Origin of the sequence: Roseovarius sp. MMSF_3281, assembly GCF_030733685.1 — a bacterium.
Lineage (GTDB): Bacteria > Pseudomonadota > Alphaproteobacteria > Rhodobacterales > Rhodobacteraceae > Roseovarius.
Genome location: NZ_JASHIM010000023.1, coordinates 1 through 18,743, shown reverse-complemented (window position 1 = coordinate 18,743; position 18,743 = coordinate 1). Strand labels below are relative to the sequence as shown.

General features: G+C 58.7%; 17 protein-coding genes and 1 pseudogene. 13 read left to right on the top strand and 5 right to left on the bottom strand.

What is annotated here, in order from left to right:
- Positions 1–875 precede the first annotated feature (875 nt).
- Together ribD and hisI are read right to left on the bottom strand one after the other, a co-directional pair.
- Complete coding sequence (ribD, locus tag RBB32_RS17800) at positions 876–1,574, bottom strand: bifunctional diaminohydroxyphosphoribosylaminopyrimidine deaminase/5-amino-6-(5-phosphoribosylamino)uracil reductase RibD (RefSeq protein ID WP_306154657.1); 699 nt, start codon at positions 1,572–1,574, stop codon at positions 876–878.
- A 10-nt stretch (positions 1,575–1,584) separates the two neighbouring features.
- Complete coding sequence (gene hisI / locus RBB32_RS17795; protein ID WP_306154655.1) at positions 1,585–2,058, bottom strand: phosphoribosyl-AMP cyclohydrolase; 474 nt, start codon at positions 2,056–2,058, stop codon at positions 1,585–1,587.
- Between the two features lie 91 nt (positions 2,059–2,149).
- Here hisI and RBB32_RS17790 point away from each other — a divergent pair, with 91 nt between their 5' ends.
- The 4 genes from RBB32_RS17790 to RBB32_RS17775 are packed head-to-tail and all read left to right on the top strand — an operon-like array spanning position 2,150 to position 6,444.
- On the top strand, positions 2,150–3,298 hold the full coding sequence (locus RBB32_RS17790) for a GTP-binding protein (protein WP_306154653.1): 1,149 nt from the start codon (positions 2,150–2,152) through the stop codon (positions 3,296–3,298).
- A 32-nt stretch (positions 3,299–3,330) separates the two neighbouring features.
- A complete protein-coding gene (gene thrS, locus RBB32_RS17785; protein ID WP_306154651.1) occupies positions 3,331–5,274 on the top strand; it encodes a threonine--tRNA ligase in 1,944 nt (647 codons plus the stop codon).
- Positions 5,275–5,294: 20 nt separating this feature from the next.
- Entirely contained in the window at positions 5,295–5,768 is a 474-nt protein-coding gene (locus tag RBB32_RS17780) for a phosphoribosyl-AMP cyclohydrolase (protein ID WP_306154649.1), read from the top strand.
- 28 nt (positions 5,769–5,796) lie between these two features.
- Positions 5,797–6,444: a DUF1826 domain-containing protein gene (locus tag RBB32_RS17775; RefSeq protein ID WP_306154647.1), complete on the top strand. Its 648-nt coding sequence runs from the start codon at positions 5,797–5,799 to the stop codon at positions 6,442–6,444.
- A gap of 33 nt (positions 6,445–6,477) precedes the next feature.
- On the opposite strand, the gene RBB32_RS17770 is transcribed toward RBB32_RS17775, so the two are convergent.
- Positions 6,478–7,500, bottom strand: coding sequence for a GlxA family transcriptional regulator (locus RBB32_RS17770; protein ID WP_306154646.1), 1,023 nt, complete (start codon positions 7,498–7,500; stop codon positions 6,478–6,480).
- A gap of 121 nt (positions 7,501–7,621) precedes the next feature.
- Here RBB32_RS17770 and RBB32_RS17765 point away from each other — a divergent pair, with 121 nt between their 5' ends.
- Positions 7,622–8,785 carry an S-(hydroxymethyl)glutathione dehydrogenase/class III alcohol dehydrogenase gene (locus tag RBB32_RS17765; protein WP_306154644.1) on the top strand — a complete coding sequence of 388 codons (1,164 nt, stop codon included), beginning with the start codon at positions 7,622–7,624 and terminating at the stop codon, positions 8,783–8,785.
- A gap of 399 nt (positions 8,786–9,184) precedes the next feature.
- Here RBB32_RS17765 and RBB32_RS17760 read toward each other — a convergent pair whose 3' ends face one another.
- On the bottom strand, positions 9,185–10,090 hold the full coding sequence (locus RBB32_RS17760) for a LysR family transcriptional regulator (RefSeq protein ID WP_306154642.1): 906 nt from the start codon (positions 10,088–10,090) through the stop codon (positions 9,185–9,187).
- A gap of 88 nt (positions 10,091–10,178) precedes the next feature.
- Here RBB32_RS17760 and RBB32_RS17755 point away from each other — a divergent pair, with 88 nt between their 5' ends.
- The 7 genes and pseudogenes from RBB32_RS17755 to RBB32_RS17725 form a co-directional block, all read left to right on the top strand.
- Entirely contained in the window at positions 10,179–11,321 is a 1,143-nt protein-coding gene (locus tag RBB32_RS17755; RefSeq protein WP_306154640.1) for an ABC transporter ATP-binding protein, read from the top strand.
- A complete protein-coding gene (locus tag RBB32_RS17750; protein WP_306154637.1) occupies positions 11,314–12,282 on the top strand; it encodes a carbohydrate ABC transporter permease in 969 nt (322 codons plus the stop codon). The genes RBB32_RS17755 and RBB32_RS17750 overlap by 8 nt, the downstream gene beginning before the upstream one ends.
- Positions 12,279–13,172 (top strand): carbohydrate ABC transporter permease, encoded by an 894-nt coding sequence (locus RBB32_RS17745; RefSeq protein ID WP_306154635.1) that lies wholly within the window; start codon positions 12,279–12,281, stop codon positions 13,170–13,172. Before RBB32_RS17750 ends, RBB32_RS17745 begins: the two co-directional genes overlap by 4 nt.
- 32 nt (positions 13,173–13,204) lie before the next feature.
- The gene (locus tag RBB32_RS17740; RefSeq protein WP_306154632.1) at positions 13,205–14,446 is read left to right on the top strand and encodes an ABC transporter substrate-binding protein; all 1,242 of its coding nucleotides are present in this window, start codon (positions 13,205–13,207) and stop codon (positions 14,444–14,446) included.
- 56 nt (positions 14,447–14,502) lie between these two features.
- Positions 14,503–15,354, top strand: a complete 852-nt coding sequence (locus RBB32_RS17735) for a phosphodiesterase (protein WP_306154630.1) — start codon at positions 14,503–14,505, stop codon at positions 15,352–15,354.
- Positions 15,354–16,088: an HAD-IIA family hydrolase gene (locus RBB32_RS17730; RefSeq protein ID WP_306154628.1), complete on the top strand. Its 735-nt coding sequence runs from the start codon at positions 15,354–15,356 to the stop codon at positions 16,086–16,088. Before RBB32_RS17735 ends, RBB32_RS17730 begins: the two co-directional genes overlap by 1 nt.
- A 381-nt stretch (positions 16,089–16,469) precedes the next feature.
- Positions 16,470–16,616: pseudogene (locus RBB32_RS17725) on the top strand (hypothetical protein); the annotation flags it as partial.
- A 541-nt stretch (positions 16,617–17,157) separates the two neighbouring features.
- Here RBB32_RS17725 and RBB32_RS17720 read toward each other — a convergent pair.
- Positions 17,158–17,883 carry a LuxR family transcriptional regulator gene (locus RBB32_RS17720; RefSeq protein ID WP_306154626.1) on the bottom strand — a complete coding sequence of 242 codons (726 nt, stop codon included), beginning with the start codon at positions 17,881–17,883 and terminating at the stop codon, positions 17,158–17,160.
- A 248-nt stretch (positions 17,884–18,131) separates the two neighbouring features.
- On the opposite strand from RBB32_RS17720, the gene RBB32_RS17715 reads away from it, so the two are divergent.
- On the top strand, positions 18,132–18,743 hold a 612-nt coding region (locus tag RBB32_RS17715), incomplete at its 3' end, for a BapA prefix-like domain-containing protein (RefSeq protein ID WP_306154624.1).

Here is an 18,743-nt window from a genome sequence, read left to right as displayed (position 1 = left end):
TGCGGCGCAATAGGCTTTGCGTCCGCCGTTTCGATGAACTTCGCGACTGATGGTTGACGGGGCGCGTTTGAGGTCACGCGCAATGGATCGCAACGAGGCCCCAATGGCCAGCCTTCGGGAAATTTCCTTACGGTCTTCCAAGCCCAATGCCAAACGAGATCAAAACACGCTCCGCAGGACGAATGCTGCCTGTCAGAGCCAAGTGCGGGGAGATCGACGAAGAGGCCCGGTTAACCCTGCGCCCGATGGAGCTCAATGACTCCCCGCGCGGCCCTCAATCCACATCTCCGACTTTTGATTGTCAGTGTAAAATATCCTTGTTCGGTATTCCATCTCTCAACACTCCAGCTTGCAGTAAAAGTCTAAAGTGTTGCGACCTCCCGTTTAATCCTAAGGAGGAAAGTGGACCTCAGCTTTTCCCAGAAACGCCCGTGGAAGAAAGTTAGATCTTGGTTTGCGTCCCCTAGCTCTCGTTATAGCTCATGATAGTCACGGCCTTAATTGCCAGCCTCCAAGAAACCGAATTACGAGCGCCCGTAATTTCAATCATCCGGCGGTTTTTTTTGAATGCTCTGGCGAACATTGGAGTAGAATATAGAGAATCGGTGACTAAGGCATACCTGTTTGAAACAACTTTACAATGTCTGAATGAGACACTGCGGAAGCTTGCTTGTGGATGGTGAAGCGTATTTCGCGGAAGCACAAGCTTGTTATGCGAACTTCAGTGGCCGGTCCTGCGCAGTCGGGGTCTGTACAAACCGTCTCTCTAACCGACACAAGGCAGGTGACACCGCCTCCCATGTGTTCCCTGATCATTCGCTTTATACGCTGCGCGTGCCATAAGGCTTTTGCGGTTTGAATTGCGCTGCGTTCTGTCATGCCGCGCCTCGGTCTGCCCTGATGTTCGTTATGGCCCCCAATTCTTTGGCGACCGGATCGTCTGCGCAGACCGCGACGGTCGTCAGGCCCATGTCGGCCAGTCCTGCGAGCAGGTCGGATGCTGTGCCTTGTGCGATCCGTGTCGTCTTCACGCCCTTTGGCGCCCTGCTGCACAACGAGAGGGCGCCGTCGGCCGTAAACAGCAAAGCGTCCACGCCATCGGGGATGGGCGTGGATTCGTGCTCCAGAATCAATAACTCAGCTCTGCCTGTTCGGACGCGATGGAAGAAGCCCGACATCACCCGAGTTGCCTGTGACGCGCAAAGCCCGACCGAAACCTCGATGCCGGCGTTTCGAAGCCGTTCGAAACCGCCGCCGTTCACCCGAGGATCGGGGTCCTGAATGGCGCAAACGACACGGCGCACACGTGACGCGATGATTGCATCCGTGCAGGGCGGGGTTTTGCCCCAATGACAGCAAGGTTCCAGCGTCACGTAAAGGGTGGCGCCTTCGGTGCTCATCCCACTCTTGGCTGCGGCCTGTTCTATCGCAGCGCGTTCTGCGTGGGGGCGGCCTCCAGGGTGGGTGGTTGCCTCTGCCAGGAAAACGCCCTTCTTGATTAGCACGCAGCCCACTGGCGGATTGGGCCAGACATGGCCGCGTGCAGCTTTGGCTAGTGCAAGCGCGTGCTGCATCCAGATGAGATCAGAGCTGGGTTGGATTGGGCGCATCGCCATAGACAGCTACCGGGTCAAATGTTTTGTGATCTTCGATGAAGGCCAGTGGAGCACCTGCTTGTGCGCCATGCGGCACTACCCGATAGAAGCAAGAACGATAGCCGACGTGACAGGACGCACCGGACCCGGTGACATCTACGCGCAGCCACAGTGCATCCTGATCATCGTCGATACGCACGTCGACCACTTTCTGGACCAATCCCGACGTCGCGCCTTTGTGCCACAACGCCTGCCGCGCGCGGCTAAAATAATGTGCTTCGCCGGTTTCGATACTCAGGCGAAAAGCCTCCGCGTTCATCCAGCCAAGCATCAAAACCTCGCCCGTGGCGGCATCGGTTGTGACGCAGGGCATGAGCCCATCATGGCCGAACTTGGGCGCGAGTTCCGTACCTTCTTCGACCTGCTCTACAGTTTGTCGGGTTTGAAACTTTAGGTGTGTCATCGTGGTTTCTTCGGCTTATTGCGTTGAGTTATGATATAACATATCTTATCGTGAATGACGCCAATAGAGTTGTAAAGAGGCAGACGCAAGGATGGTAGAGCAGGACAATCGAATTCCGGTCACTTTGATGACCGGCTTTCTTGGCGCAGGCAAAACGACGCTACTGAATCATCTGATCCGCGATCCGCAGGCAGGTCGCATTGTTGTTATCATGAATGAATTTGGTGATGTGGGGCTTGATCACGACCTAATCGAGGAGGCGACCGAGGAAACCGTATTGCTGCAATCAGGTTGCCTGTGCTGCGCGATACTGGGGGATTTGGCCAAGACTCTTAGCGGATTGATAGAAAGGCGCTGTGCTGGAACGATAGAGTTTGACAGGGTAGTGATCGAAACCAGCGGCATCGCTGATCCCGGTCCAATCGTCCATACGCTCGCCACCGACTACAAGATCGCGCAGGCGTTTCGGCTGGACGGTGTGGTGACGCTGGCGGATGCGGCGACGGGGATGAAAACGCTCGATCAGCAGTTTGAGGCGGTTCATCAGGTCGCCATGGCCGATGTGTTGATCCTGTCGAAAACCGATCTGGTCGAGCCTTTTGACCTGTCCCGATTTGAAAAGCGGCTGGAAGGGATCAATGCTTCGGCCCGGCGCATCCGTGCGGACCAAGGACGCGTTCCTGTTGGGACACTTTGGGGCCTCTCCGCGATGCGCGAAGGCGTGAGTTCTTCTGACGTGGACACTTGGTTGGGTATGGCGCCAGCGTTGGCCAAACCTGATCCGCTGGCGGGCCTTTCGGGCTTTGTTGCAAAACCCGCAGCGCCGATGACATTCACCCCATCTGCGCCTGCCGAACAGGCCCCCCATGATCACCGGATCAGCTCCGCCTCGATCGAGGTAAAAGAGCCAATTCCTGCGAATGTCTTCGACTTCTGGCTGGATACGCTGATCGCGTTAAAGGGTTCGAACATCCTGCGTATGAAGGGAATCCTGCATGTCGAAGGATTGCAATATCCTTTGGTTTTTCATGGTGTGCAGCACATCTTTGACTCGCCCGTCCCGTTAAAAAGCTGGTTTGGGCAAGACACGACCAGCCGCGTGGTCGTCATCGCCCGCGACATGTCAGAGGCCGATCTGAAGGCCAGCCTCGACATGCTCTTGATGCGCCCCGCAGAGGGCACGGCATCAGCAGATATTTCCGGCGGCATGATGGTTGATACCATCGAAATGCCATTCTGACCCATCCTGCCTTGCCAAAGAAAGACCCCCGAATGATCCAAGTTCACCTGCCCGATGGCGCGACCCGTGCGCTTGAACCATTCAGTAGCGCCGCTGATCTTGCGGCATCCATCAGCCCCAGCCTTGCCAAGCGCACGGTGGCCGCAGTTGTCGATGGCACGGTTGTTGATCTATCGGCGCCCTTGCCCGATGGGGCGAAGGTGGAATTGCTGTCGCGCGACGATCCGCGTGCGCTGGACCTGATCCGGCATGACCTTGCCCATATCCTGGCCGAAGCCGTGCAGGCACTTTGGCCCGGCACCAGGACTGCCATCGGTCCCGCCATTGAACATGGCTTTTACTATGATTTTGAGCGCGACACGCCGTTCACGCCCGAAGATCTGCCCGTCATCGAAAAGAAAATGCGCCAGATCATTGCTGCCAAGACGCCCTTTACCTGCGAGGAATGGACCCGCGAACAGGCGCAGCAGCATTTTGAAGCCGCAGGCGAACCCTACAAACTGGCGCTGCTCGACGCGATCCCCGAGGGCGAGGCGGTCAAGATCTATCGTCAGGGCGACTGGCTGGATCTGTGTCGCGGGCCGCATATGCGCACGACGGGGGATGTCGGCGCAGCGTTCAAGCTGACACGCGTTGCGGGGGCCTATTGGCGCGGTGACAGCGACAACCAGATGCTCAGCCGTATCTACGGAGTCGCATTTGCTGACAAAGCCGCGCTGGATGCGCATATGATGATGATGGCCGAGGCCGAAAAGCGCGATCACCGCAAGCTGGGCCGCGAGATGAACCTGTTTCATTTCGAAGAGGTGGCACCCGGTTCAGTGTTCTGGCACCCGAAGGGCTGGCGCCTGTTCCAGACGTTGATCGGCTACATGCGCGACCGACAAGAGGACGCGGGCTATGTCGAGGTGAACTCGCCCGACATTATGGACCGCGCGCTTTGGGAAACCTCGGGCCATTGGCAGAACTATCGCCAGAACATGTTTCTCGCCAAGACCGAGGATGACCGCGATTATGCCCTGAAACCGATGAACTGCCCTGGCCACATGCTGATCTATGAGCAAGGTACCAAAAGCTACCGGGACCTGCCGCTAAAGATCGCCGAGTTTGGCAAGGTGCATCGCTATGAACCCTCGGGCGCGCTGCATGGGCTGTTGCGGGTGCGCAGTTTCACCCAGGATGACGCACATATCTATTGCACGCCCGAACAGCTGACCGAAGAATGCCTGAAGGTCAATGATCTGGTCCTGTCGATCTACCGAGATTTCGGGTTTGACAACGTGCGCATCAAGCTCTCGACCCGCCCGGAAAACCGCATCGGCAGCGATGAAAGCTGGGACCGCTCCGAAGGTGCGCTGCGAACGGCGCTGGATCAGGCAGGCCACCCCTATACGATTTTTGAGGGTGAAGGCGCGTTTTACGGGCCAAAGCTGGAATATGTGTTGCGCGACGCCATCGGGCGGGATTGGCAATGCGGCACACTTCAGGTTGATTTCAATCTGCCTGAACGCTTTGGCACGACCTATGTGGCCCCATCAGGCGACAAGCTGGCACCGGTCATGCTGCACCGCGCGCTTTTTGGGTCGCTGGAACGATTCACCGGCATTCTGATCGAACACCACGCAGGCCACCTGCCGCTGTGGTTGGCGCCGGTACAGGTGGTGGTGGCCACGGTCACGGGGGCTGCGGATGAATGGGCGACCGAGGTCGCCGCTGCGTTCAAGGCCGCCGGACTGAGGGTGGAAGTCGATCTGCGCAACGAAAAGATCGGCTACAAGGTGCGCGAACATGCGTTGCAAAAAATCCCCGTTCAGATCGCGCTTGGCGGGAGGGAGGCCGAAGAGCGCAGCGTCACCATACGCCGTCACGGCGACGACAAAACCCGAACCATGCCATTGGATGAGGCTATGCAGGCGCTCATCGCCAAGACGCAGCCCCCGGCGGGCCGCGTTAACGGCGGAGCGGCCTTCCTGTGACACCAAAAGAGGATCACCCGTTGCAGATTACCCAAGACGACATCAAAAAAGCCCTGACCACCTGGGGCAACGGCAAGATTGCCATCTCAAAGGCCTTTGATGATGGCGGCATCGAAGCCGCCCGCAAGGTCGCCTCGGCCAACATCGACAGTTACTATGGCTACAATCTGGGGCCGGTGCTGTTCAAACCCACCATGGCCAGCGGTGCGCAAACATTCCGACCGACCAAGGCGGGCGCGTTGGCCTATTTCTGCGGCCATTCCGAGGAATATCCGCACGACAACGGCTTTGCGATCATGGGCTGGCGAGCGTCCGAAAGCATCACCTCTACGACGTTCATTCAAGGCGATGTCGCAATGTGGATGGGCTGGATCAAGCTAACCAACAAGGACGGCTCCGTCACCACGGTGGACAAGAGCTTTGGCTACAAAAAGGACGAAACAGGCACCTTGCGCATCGTCCTTCACCATTCGTCACTGCCGTTCCAGCCCTGAAAACAACACCTGAAAAAGGACACAGCCGATGATACTCGACAAGCTCCCCGCGCACGATGACTGCACGGCTTTGGCCGCCGATCCGAACGGCCTGACCGCCATTAAAAATCCAGCCTGCGCCGCCACGGTCTGGCAGCGCGCGCCGCTTGCGCGATTCCAGCGTTGGATTGATGCACTGCCGCCGGAACAATTGCCAAGAGCGAGGATGATCCTGCGGCCAGAGGCAGTCTGTGATGCGTTGATTAATATTGCCCGCCAGTGCGGGACACCGGAGTCTTCGGAATGTAACCTGCTAATCGAGGATGCCTCCGCACTGGCGTCGATCTTCGCAAACCTTATGAACACGACTTATCTTCGGCTTCGGTTTGACGTGATTAACACCAATGCCTGTCGCAAGTTCCATATCGATGCCGTGACCGCCCGACTGGTTTGCACATATCGCGGGACAGGCACGCAATATGGTCTTTCAGAAGGTGGACAGGAACCCGAGCAGATCATGACCGTGCCGACAGGATCGCCGATCATCCTGCGCGGCACCCGCTGGCCTGAAACCCCGGTCTCGGGATTGTTGCACCGCTCGCCCCCCATTGTGGGCACGGGAGAAACACGACTCTTGCTGGTGCTTGATCCTGTCGAGGAGCCTGAAAAAGAGGCCGAAACCGCATATATACACTGACTTGGGCGCCCCAGGGACTGTTGCCTTAGGGCGCTATCCTTGCTTCGTGCCGGAGGTAGAAAACCGTGCGCGATAGTCGCGCGGTGAAAGCGCGAAGCGGCGGCGAAAGGCCTTGCGCATTTGCTCGTCCGAGCGAAATCCAGCGCGATAGGCCACGGTTTTTAGCGGCAAATCCGTGTCCAGCAGCAGTGCCTTGGCCCGATCACACCTCAGCACCTCCAACATGGCCATGGGCGCGGCCCCGAACTGCTCCGTGAACGCGCGCGTCAGGCTGCGCACACTCATGCCTTGTTCGGTCGCAATGTCGTTCAGGGTCAGCGGTTGATCCAACCGTTCGCTCATCCAGGTCAGAACCTCGTTCATACTGGTCGCGCCCGCCATCTGCCCTGTTAACAATGCGCTGAATTGCGACTGTCCACCGGGACGTTTTAGGTACATCACCATATCCCGCGCGACGCTTAGCGCGATATCGCGGCCGTAGTCCTGTTCGACAAAGGCCAGAGTCAGGTCAATCGCCGCCGTCACTCCCGCAGAGGTCCAGAAATGCCCCGCCTGTAAAAAGATCGCATCGGCATCTACCTCGACCTGAGGAAAGCGCTGGCGCAACCGTTCTGCATAATTCCAATGAGTGGCGGCGCGCTGCCCGTCCAGCAGACCGGCCTCGGCCAGAAAGAAAGACCCGGTACAAAGTGCGGCGCAACGTCGAAAACGTGGCCCGTTCTCGCGGCACCAGTCCACCAGCACCTGCTGCCCGCACAGAACCTCTTCGATCCGGGCGGCTCCGGCGATCAAGACAGTATCGGGAACGGCAAGCTCTTCAAGTGCGACCGTCGCCTCAAGGGACATCGCCGTATCTGACGGGATCTTGCCGGAATCGGGTGCTGCGATGGTGACATCATATCCTCCGGCAAACCCCGCGTCGGCCAAATGCCGCGAGGCATAACCCAAAACGCTAAGCGGCCCCGTTGCTTCCAATGTCTTGAAACCCTGATAGACAACCAGCGCCACTTGCCGCCGCTGGTCCATCCTGGATGCAAGTTTCTGATCTGCTGACATGCCTGCCCCCTATGTGGCCAATACAGCCCGTTGATTGGCCAGATGCGAGGGATAGAACGCCTCGACATCAAGCCGTGATATTATAACGTCAGGCGATAGCACTTTAACAGAGAGTAACGCCATGAAAACCCGTGCCGCCATCGCTTGGGAACCGAACCGCCCGCTGGAAATCGAAGAGATCGATCTTGACGGACCCAAAGAGGGTGAAGTCCTCATCCGCATCGTCACGACCAGCCTGTGCCACACCGACATGTTCACCCTGTCGGGCGCCGACCCCGAGGGGCTGTTCCCCGCTGTTCTCGGTCATGAGGCCGTCGGCATCGTCGAGGAACTGGGCAAGGGCGTGACCTCGCTGAAGCCCGGCGATCATGTCATCCCGCTCTACACGCCCGAGGATCCGAATTGCCCGTATATCAAATCCGGCAAGACCAACCTCTGCCAGACCATTCGTAAGACCCAAGGCCAAGGCGTGATGCCCGACGGCACCTCGCGGTTCAGCTACAAGGGCAAGATGATCCATCATTATATGGGCACCTCAACCTTTAGCGAATACACTGTTCTGCCCGAGATCGCGGTGGCGAAAATCTCTAAGGAAGCGCCACTGGCGAAGGCTTCGGTCATGGGCTGCGCCATTCCCACCGGCATGGGCGCAGTTCGAAACACGGCCAAGGTTGAACCGGGGGCGACGGTTGCGGTCTTCGGGCTGGGCGCTGTGGGCATGGCCGTTATTCAAGGCGCCAAGATGCAGGGCGCGTCCCGCATCATTGGCATCGACACCAACCCGAACAAGTTTGCACTGGCCAAGTCACTTGGCGCACATGAGTGCATCAACCCGGCGGGCTTTTCACAGCCCATTCAGGACGTGATCGTCGAAATGACCGACGGCGGAGTCGATTATTCCTTTGAATGCATTGGCAACGTCAACGTGATGCGTTCGGCCTTGGAATGCTGCCACAAAGGCTGGGGTGAATGCACCGTGATCGGCGTGGCCGGTGCTGGTGAAGAGATTGCCACGCGCCCCTTCCAGCTGGTCACTGGCCGGGTCTGGCGCGGTTCGGCCTTTGGCGGTGTGCTGGGACGCAGCCAGTTGCCCGGTATGGTGGATGAATGGCTGCGTGGCGATTTCGATGTCGATCCCTACATCACCCACAACATGACCCATGACCAGATTAATACCGCGTTCGACCTGCTGCACGCTGGCAAGTCCATCCGGTCTGTCATCCACTTCCAGCCATCTGATACCATGCTGGTGAACGACCTGCCCGGCGTCATTGTACCCACTTAAGCGGGACACACTATACCCGAAAAGGCCCGCTATGACGGTGGGCCTTTTCAGGTCAATTGCAGCAGCTACAGCTGCTGACCTTTGGCAGCGCAGCCAAGTCTAATTCAGAAAGAGGCGGATCGCAAAGTGGGCTTTCAGTTTGTACCCGCAAAGCGGCGGCAATGCACAAGACCACGTTGGTGGTCAGCTCACCCTTTCATCGCAGGGCACCTTACATGTGGGCGATTTGCCGTTCGGTCAATTTTGAAAGTTTGATCAGTTTTGTTCGCCCGCCCTTCGGCCGCGCCAGTGTCTTTCACACGAAAGTTCCAGAAATATAAATTTGTACAAATGTTCAGTCGGTAAGAAGACTCGAAGCAGCCGTTCGTCCTGGCGAGTGTGACAGGCAGCTTCGGGCCATTAAGAACTGTCTTGGGGCGAAACGTCTAAGGCCATAAAAGCCGTCGTCAGAGGGGCCGGAGTTCCGCTCAGGCAAAAGACATAATCGTCCCGCTCTCGATGCATTTCACGACAGGGAATCTGAACGAGATCGGCGGGACGACTGGCGCCTTTGCTCCACATGAAACCGACACCGAGCTCCTGAGTGACGGCATCAAGGACGCCGTCACGAGTGTCCATGACGATGGATGGGCGCGGGAGTATGCCCGCGCTGCGAAAGGCGTTGTCCACCACGCGTTGGGTCGAAGATCCCAGCGTGCGGAATATGAGACGCTCGCTGGCAAGCTCGAAGCAGGAGATCACTGAGTGTGAGGCAAGAGGGTGTGACGGGGGAACGATGACGACGACAGATTGGCTTTGAATCTTTCTGCGTTGAAATCGGGCTTGTTCGGGGGACTCGGGCAAAACGCCGACATCGACCCGCCCTTCTCCGACGGCTTCAACGATCCGTCCCCAACTACCCATTTCTATTTTAACCTCGACACCGGGGAAACGGTCCCGAAATTTCCGGATCAGCGCCATGCCGGGAAGCGGGTTGCCCAGCCCGATACGCAGTTCGCCAGAGTCCATGCTTTGATGCTGGCTCAGGAGTTCGGCGATCTTTGATCCTCCACCCTCTATCTCGCGCGACAATGGGTAAATCTGTTGGCACAGTCGGGTTGGCACCATGTCATTTGCGGCGCGTTTGAACATGTCTGCGCCGAGCGCGCGTTCCAGATCGCGGATCTGTTGGCTGACGGTGGCCTGTGACACGCCCATTCGGCGGGCGGCGGCGGAGAAACTGCCGGTCTCCATCACGGCATTGAGCGCGCGCAGGCGCGATAACGTCAGTACGGAGAGGATGTCTTTCGGCGACAAGGTTTTCATGCGGTACCTATAGGGGATGCCTGTAACTGTAACATGACTGTCGCAGAAACTTCCTATGACGCCCTCGAACGATGTTTGAGAGGCCCCTATGGCAACCGTCCAATTGCACAAGATCAAAAAGTCCTTCGGCGGCACCGATGTGCTTAAGGGGGTGAGCCTCGACATTGCCGATGGTGAATTCCTGTCGCTGGTCGGGCCGTCGGGCTGTGGCAAATCCACTCTTCTGCGCATCCTCGCGGGGCTCGAGACGCAGAGTTCCGGCACGGTGTCTATCGGCGGGCGCCCGGTTGATCGGCTGCGCGCGGCGGATCGCGATCTGGCGATGGTATTTCAAAGCTACGCGCTTTATCCGCATTTGACCGTGGCCGAAAACATCGCCGTGCCGCTCACTATGCGGCGGCTTTCGGTGGCGCAGCGTTTGCCCGGGATCGGACCGTTCCTGCCAGGCAGCCGGGCTCTGCGTCAGGAGGTCGCCACAACCGTGCGCGAGGCCACCGAGATGCTCGACATCGCGCATCTTCTCGACCGCAAACCCGGGCAACTGTCGGGTGGGCAACGTCAACGCGTCGCCGTCGGGCGGGCCTTGGTGCGCGAATCTTCGGCCTTTCTACTCGATGAGCCCTTGTCCAACCTCGATGCGAAAATGCGGGTACATATGCGCGCGGAGATTGCCCAGCTCAACCGCTGCCTTGGCGCGACCTTCGTCTATGTCACCCACGATCAGGCTGAGGCCATGACCATGTCCGACCGGATCGCGGTGATGATGGAGGGCGAGCTATTGCAGGTCGGCACGCCGGATGCGCTTTACGACCATCCCGCCGACATTCGCGTCGCGCAATTCATCGGTTCTCCCGCGATCAACATCCTGCCTGTCGAGACAGACGACACCGGTAGCGTCCGGCTCTATGGTGTGCAGACAGGGTTTCGGGCTGAACGTTCTCAGATCGAACATCTCGGCGTGCGGCCCGAGGCCTTGATACCCTGCGATGACAATGAACTTTTGTCGGGGCGTGTGCGGCTGATCGAGAACCTCGGCTCCGATTTGTTCGTTCACCTGGATGTGCCCGGTGTGCCGTGCCCGGTGGCGCTGCGTCTGCCGCCGTCCGAGCGGGGCAGGTTGCGCGCTGACGATCTCATGCACCTGCGCGCCGACAGTGATCGGGTCGTGGGATTTGATGCGGGCGGCAAGGCGGCGCCGCTTTTGCGGGCGGAGGCGTCCGTCCATGTCTGATGTAGTCGTTTCCTTGATAAACCGCTCGCGCAGCGCCCGCCCGGAAGACCAACAGGCCTGTGCCGGGACGCTATTGGTCTCGCCCGCGGTGATCCTTTTGGTTGCCATCCTGATCCTGCCGGTGGCGGTCGCTTTTGTGCTGTCCTTTTCCGATTACACGTTGGGGCGGGATAAGTTGAACTGGATAGGGGGCGAGAATTACGCCGATATTTTCACTCGTTCGAGTTACCGCAAGATGATCGTCGCCACGGTGCTTTACGTCGTCATTGTCGTGCCGGTCTCTGTCGGGCTTGGCCTTGGCGCGGCACTTCTAATCCGCTCACTTAAAGTTGGACAAAACCTTTACAAGACGATCTATTTTCTGCCCGTCATGGCCTCTTTGCTCGCGATGGCCATCGTCTGGGAATTCGCGCTGCACCCGACGCTCGGCATCGTCAATCGCACCTTGGCGCTTGGCTGTGACTCCCCGCTGGAGCTTTGGCCTTGGTATGCGCGCAGTTGTGCCGACGGCTTCCCGCTTTGGCTCGGGGATCGCGATTATGCGCTCTGGACGCTGGCCTTCATCGGTATCTGGCAGAGCTTCGGGTTCAACATGGTGCTCTATCTAGCGGGGCTGACCTCCGTGCCGCGCGACCTTTACGGGGCGGCGGAGATGGACGGGGTGCGCGCGCCGTGGGAACGGTTTCGCCTGATCACATGGCCGATGCTGGGGCCGACGACGGTTTTTGTCGTGACCATCACCACGATCCGCTCGTTTCAGGTCTTCGACACGGTCGAGGCGCTGACCCACGGTGGTCCGGCCAAGTCCACCTACGTGATGATCTACGCCATCTATGAGAAGGGCATTGCCCAGAACCTAGTGGGCCTCGGCGCGGCGATCACCATGCTTTTCCTCGGTTTCGTGATGCTGATCTCTGTCGCCCAACGCCGCTTTGTCGAACGCAAGGTGCATTACCAATGACGTATCGTTTCTCTTCCCGCCAGACGCTGGCCCATCTCGTGCTGATCTTCGGGGCTGTGATCGTGCTGCTGCCGTTTTATGTCATGCTCACCACCTCGTTCAAATCCTCCACCGAGATTGCCTCCGGCACCGGCGGTCTGTTTGGGGCGCAAGAACTGGTGCTGGACCAAAGCTGCGTGAACCTCGGCGGTTCTGAACAAGACTGCCTCACCCGGCCTTTGGTCGACAATTACCATCAGGCGTTTACCGCCGCCCCACTCTGGCGTTACCTGCTTAACGGCGTGATCGTCACCGCCTCGATTTTTGTGCTGCAAACGTTGATCGCGGTGCCTGCCGCCTATGCACTGGCGAAGCTCAGGTTTTGGGGGCGCGACGCGGCCTTTGGTCTTGTGCTCTTCTGTCTGTTGATCCCGGTGCATGCGATTGCCCTGCCGCTCTATCTCATGCTCGCCAAACTCGGCCTGACCAACAGCTATGCCGCGCTCATCCTGCCGTGGACCGTCTCGGCCTTTGGTATCTTCCTGATGCGGCAATTCTTCATGACCGTGCCTGACGACCTGATTGATGCGGCGCGCATGGACGGTATGGGCGAGTTTGCGATCATCTGGCGGGTCATGTTGCCAACCGCGATCCCGGCGCTTTTAGCCTTCGCGATCTGCTCGGTCGTGGCGCATTGGAACGACTATTTCTGGCCGCGCATCGTGTTGACCGGGGATCGCAACCTGTTCACCCCGCCTTTGGGTCTGCGCGAGTTCAAGGGCGATCTTGATGGCGATTTCTACGGGCCGATGATGGCCACCGCTACGGTGATCGTCACGCCGCTCGTCGTGGCCTTCCTCCTTGCCCAGCGTCGCTTCATCGACGGCATCACGCTGACCGGCATGAAATAACCTCCCTTCCTCTCCTCAAAAGGACTGAACCAATGAAATACCTTCTGCCACTGGTGGCCTCCGCCACGCTCCTTGCCCCGGCTGCTTATGCTGTCGATATCGAGGTGGCCTATGCCTATTCCTCCGTCTTCGACCCGACCTTCGAGCGGATCATGGAAGCCTTCGAGACCGCGCATCCTGACATTCATGTCACCTTCCGCGCCACCTACGAAGATTACGAAGACGCCACCAACACCATCCTGCGCGAGGCCGTTGCCGATACGCTGCCCGATGTGTCGTTTCAGGCCCTGAACCGTCAGGCTCTGCTGGTTGAACGCGGGATCGCTAAGCCGCTCGATCCTTACATTGCCGAGGAAAACAGGTTCGAAACCGCAGGTTATCACAAGGCGATGCTCGACCTTTCCACTTTCGACGGGCAGATCTACGGCTTGCCGTTTTCGGTCTCCACGCCGATCGGATTCTACAACATGGACATCCTGCGCGCCGCTGGTGTCGAGACCATCCCGACCACATGGGACGAGGTTGTCGAGACCTGCCGGGCGATCAATGCCAAAGGCGAACACGACGCGATCTTCTGGCATTGGGACATTTCCGGTAACTGGCTGTTGCAGGCGGCGATGTGGTCGCAGGGCGTGCCGATGATCGATGATGGCAAGCTCAACATGGACAACCCGGAGGGCGTTCGCGCGCTTGAAGCCGCCAAGGCGATTTTCCACGATTGCGCGATGAAACCGGTCTCCGGTGGCGATGCCTCGAAACAATTCGCGGCGGGCGATCTGGGCATGTTCTTCAGCTCCACCGCCTATGTCGGCTTTGTCGACCGCTCGAAATTGGGCGACTGGGACTTTGTCACCGCGGCCTATCCGGGCATTGATGACGCACCCAAGGCGCTGCCTGCGGGCGGCAATTCCGCCATGTTGACCTCGGGCTCGGACGACCCGGAGGTGCTTGAGGCTGCCTGGCAGTTCATCAAGTTCACCACCTCTGGCGAAGGCGCCGCAGCCGTGGCGCTGACCACAGGCTACGTGCCGCCGAACAAGGTGGCGAACGATCTGCTGATGGACAATTTCTATGCCGAGAACCCGAACAAGTTGACCGCCGTGAACCAGCTTTCGCTGCTGTCCGAATGGTTCGCCTATCCGGGCGACAACGGGCTGGCGGTGACGCAGGTGATCGAGGATAGCCTCGAGTCCATCCTCGTGGGCGATGCCGACGATATGGAAGAGCTGCGTGACGAGATGATCGACGAGGTCAACGCGCTTTTGCCGCGCTGATCTTAGTTGACCTTCCGGCGCAGCGCCGACTGCGCCGGTTTTCCAAAGGATTTTCCATGATAACTCCCCTCCGCTTCGCCGTCCTGACGGATTTGCATTTCGTGCCTGCCGGCCAGACGATCTACGGGTTCGATCCGCGCGAAAGCCTGCGCCGGGCGCTCACTTTTCTCGACACCCTGCCGCAGGTTGATTTCCTGTTGATCTGCGGCGATCTCACAGACCGCGCCGAACAGGCCGCCTATGAGAGCCTGCGCGAGGAACTGGCCGTGTTGTCCATTCCGGTGATCCTAATGCTCGGCAACCACGACGCCCGCGCGCCATTTCGTGCCACTTTCCCGGAGGCGGATAACGTCGATGGGTTCGTGCAGGGGCTGCATATCTTCGATCAGGCCAGCCTGATCACCCTCGACACGCTCACCGAAGACGAACCGGGCCATCACGGACGGCTTTGTGAGAAACGCCTCGCGTTTCTGGAAGATGCGCTGAGCGAGGCCCCGACTGACCGTCCGGTCCTCCTGTTCCAACACCATCCGCCGATGGAGCTGTTGATCCCGCCGATGGATGCGATCCGGTTGCGCGATGCAAAGGCCGAACTGGCCGTGTTCGAACGCGCGGGCCGCAAGCCCGACTATCTTTTCATGGGCCATGTGCATCGTCCGATCACCGGGCTCTGGCAGGCCATTCCCTATCATATCCAGCGCGCCTTGATGCATCAGGTGCATCATGAATTCGATCAGCCGGGGCGGATCATGGGGACGATCGAGGCCCCCGATCTGGCCTATGTCTCGGTGTCGGACGGCAATGTCCTGATCCACGACTGTTCCTTTGGCTATGACGGGCCGGTGTTCGATCTCGAAAGCCCCGAGGCCGCCGCCGTGGCCCGCCCGCAGGATCTGGAGCGCTATTGATGCGGCTCGACGACTATGATGCGATCCTCTGCGATCTCGACGGCTGCCTGATCTCTGGCGCGACCGTTTTGCCCGGCGCGAAAGACGTACTCGTTGCGGCGGGGGAACGGCTGGTCATCCTGAGCAACAATTCCACCGATACGCCAGAAACGCTGTCGAAGCGGTTGCAGGCGATGGAGCTACACGTGCCTCCTGAACGGATCGTGCTTGCAGGAACCGCAGCGCTCGATCATCTGGTCGGGTTTCCAGATGCACGGATTTGCCTTTATGGTTCTCAGGTCCTGCGAGAGTATGCGAAAGAGCTTGGACTGTCCCTGACGCGCGAAGCGTCGACCCATGTAGTGCTGACTCGGGACGAAAATTATGGCTATGCGCAGCTCCGGGAAACTCTGGCTTTGATCGCTATGGGCGCGCAACTCGTGGTTGCCAATCCCGACATCAGCCATCCGGGCCCCGACGGGACGCTCGTGCCGGAAACCGGAAGCCTGCTGTCCGCGATCCTGAGTGTCTATCCCGGCTTTCCGCATGTTATTATCGGCAAGCCGGAACCGAACCTGTATCACGATGCACTGAGGCGCTTCAAAAAGGATGTTCGCACTGTGCTTGCCATCGGAGACAATCCCAGCACCGATGCGAAAGGCGCTGCGCGCCTTGGGTATGATTTTGTTCTGATCAGTCCTCACATCGGTGTAGGGATTGGGTTACAGCGGCTTCTCAGTCATCGGGCCAACTAAGAGGCTTGGCCTCTCAATGTCAGAGGCACACTTTTGGGGGAGGCGAATGGCTGGTTTGGTGACGCCATGCTGCAGCGACGCCAAGCAACCGTGAATGCCGGGGGATGTACCGGTTGCTTCACCCGGCAGGCTAGGCTGAGCATGCCGCGTAGATCCACGTTCAAGCACCACCGTTTTCCACGTAACGTCATTCTTTGCGCGGTACGGTGGTACCTACGGTATCCGCTATCCGATCAGGATGTTGTCGATCTACTAGCGGGGCGTGGGATCGATGTTGATCGGTCAACCGTGTTTCGATGGGTGATCAAGTTTGGCCCCGAGATCACCAAACGAACGGAGAAACATCTGCGCCGGGCCAGCGTGGACTGACACGGCGATGAAACCTATATTCGTGTCGGCGGCAAATGGCGTTATCTGTGGCGCGCGATCGAGACGATCAGAACAATCAAACGCGACCACATAAATCGCAAACAACCGGGCGTTCAGGGCGAAATCAAGTTCATCAAAAAGGTGTTCGCCGACGAATGACCCAGAAAACTTACAGTGCCCGAAGCCGGCTCACTCAATTAATGCAACAGTGCCACCCTGGCATCTTCGGCATCGGCCAGCGCATCGCGCAACTCAAAAGAGCGTGATATCCGGATCATAGGCTACCAGCCCTTGAAACAACCCCACGTATGCGGCCAATTTACCTGTTCCCGCAAGACGCCCGATTGGCGCAACCTTGGTTCCCCCTTGCTCTGGATTTGGCGTGCCCGCCGTCCGCCAGTCGCAGCGGAAACCTGAAGATGCGAGCTACTTCCCTGCTCATCATACCATCACATATCAATCGCGCGAAGCGATCTCGCAGTTTCTTTGGTAACGGTGTTGGCATGATCCGATACTCCCAAACATGGTGAAACACAAATCATGCGGCAGGGGAATCCATACGATCCGAACTTTTCTCGAAACGCCCAAAAGGCAAAATGTTGCCAAACGCGCAGTGCCTCAGGTTTAAGGGCAACGCGACATTCTTCGATCCGGGCGCAGTATAGATCACCTTCCGGCACCACATCTCAACAGTTCGGGCTTACCTCCTTGGCGCACCAAAGCCTTTATAGAGCGCTGCTGCACTGGTGCGGTTGGGCACGCCAAGTTTGTGCCGAATCTGCTCGAGGTGGTAATTGATCGTGCTGAGCGTGCTTTCCATGATCACGGCGATTTCCCGGTTAGTTTTGCCTTCCGCAACCCAGTGCAGAATTTCGACCTGGCGCGTGGAAAGCGCATGAAGCGGGTCGGGATCGCGGTTCCGAAGGTCCGTTCCCTCGCTCAGAACCTGCACACGCGCCAGCGAGAAACGCGCCAGGACGTTCACTGCATGCAGGGTATTGGCGGTCAGGGGATTGGCCGAGGCGGACAGAAGCGTCATGGCACCAAGTTGGCCGGGCTTGTTCCCAAGCGGGATCGTTGCCCCGCCCCGGATACCGTTGAGCCTAAGATACTCGAAATAATCGGAATAGCCCTTTTCGCGCCACTCATCGGCCGACCAGAGGAAGGGCGACTCCGCTTCGACCGCACGCCGCAAGAGCGGGTCTCCTTCGGCCCACCCGTCGCGAGTGTAGGCAATCAGATCATCCCGCGACCAATTGGTTAACAGCGGGTCTTCCATGAACTCGGCCGCGTACCGCTTGTTGACGGTGATGTTGAAGGAAATGAACCCCGCGTCGCATGCTGCAGAGGCGATCGCAGCGTTCAGGTCCGACAGGCTTTCGGCAGCCGAAAGACCGGTGATTGATTTCGACAAGGTTTGCAACATTTAACCAACGTCCCGAACAAGTAGGACCCTCAGAGGCAACAGCCGCTGGGTCTCAAACACAAAATAGCGCCAGCTTACCCGGCGACTGGTAGAACTACCAGTTGAGAGTTGGGAAAGCAAATGCTCAACACTAGGTTGATGCGTCCATAACGATGGCGTGAAACCCGAACGAGCGTTCTGCGCAAAAGGCCACCTGTCGGCAGGACCTTCAATGCGCCGGCCGGACACTTTCAGAGGTGGCAGAGATCATGAAAGCGACAGTATTCCCGAAAGCGCAGGACGGCGCCTCCAAGACTTTCGATGGCGCCCGAATCACGCTCGAAAAGCCAAGCGTTGTCCGATTGGCGATCGGGCCGGAACAGGTTGCACGCTTTGATCGGGACGGGGGCGACCTGATCCTGATCCTCAAGGACGGCACGCGGCTGGTAATCGAGGATTTCTTTGTCCAGGATGCCGATGGGCGCCACGATCTGGTGTTCGAGGACGGCAATGGCGTCACTTGGTGGGCGCAATACGGTGAGGAATGGACGGGCTTTGACATTGCCGAGATCAATGATCCGTTCATCGCACCTCCAATTCCGGCCGGTGTTCTGGCCGGGCTTGGTGTCCTTGCGGGTGGTTCTGCCCTTGTGGGCCTCGGCGGTGGGAATTCCGAGGCGTCATCACCCAATAATCCCCCCGCAGGCGAGGACGCGGCGGTCACCACGCCGGAGGACACGGCGGTCAGCGGGACCGTGACGGCGACGGACGTGGATGGCGACGACCTGACCTACACGCTGGACAGCGGCCCGTCGAACGGCACCGTCACGGTGGACCCGGACGGTGGCTATGAATACAGGCCGAATGCGGATTACAACGGC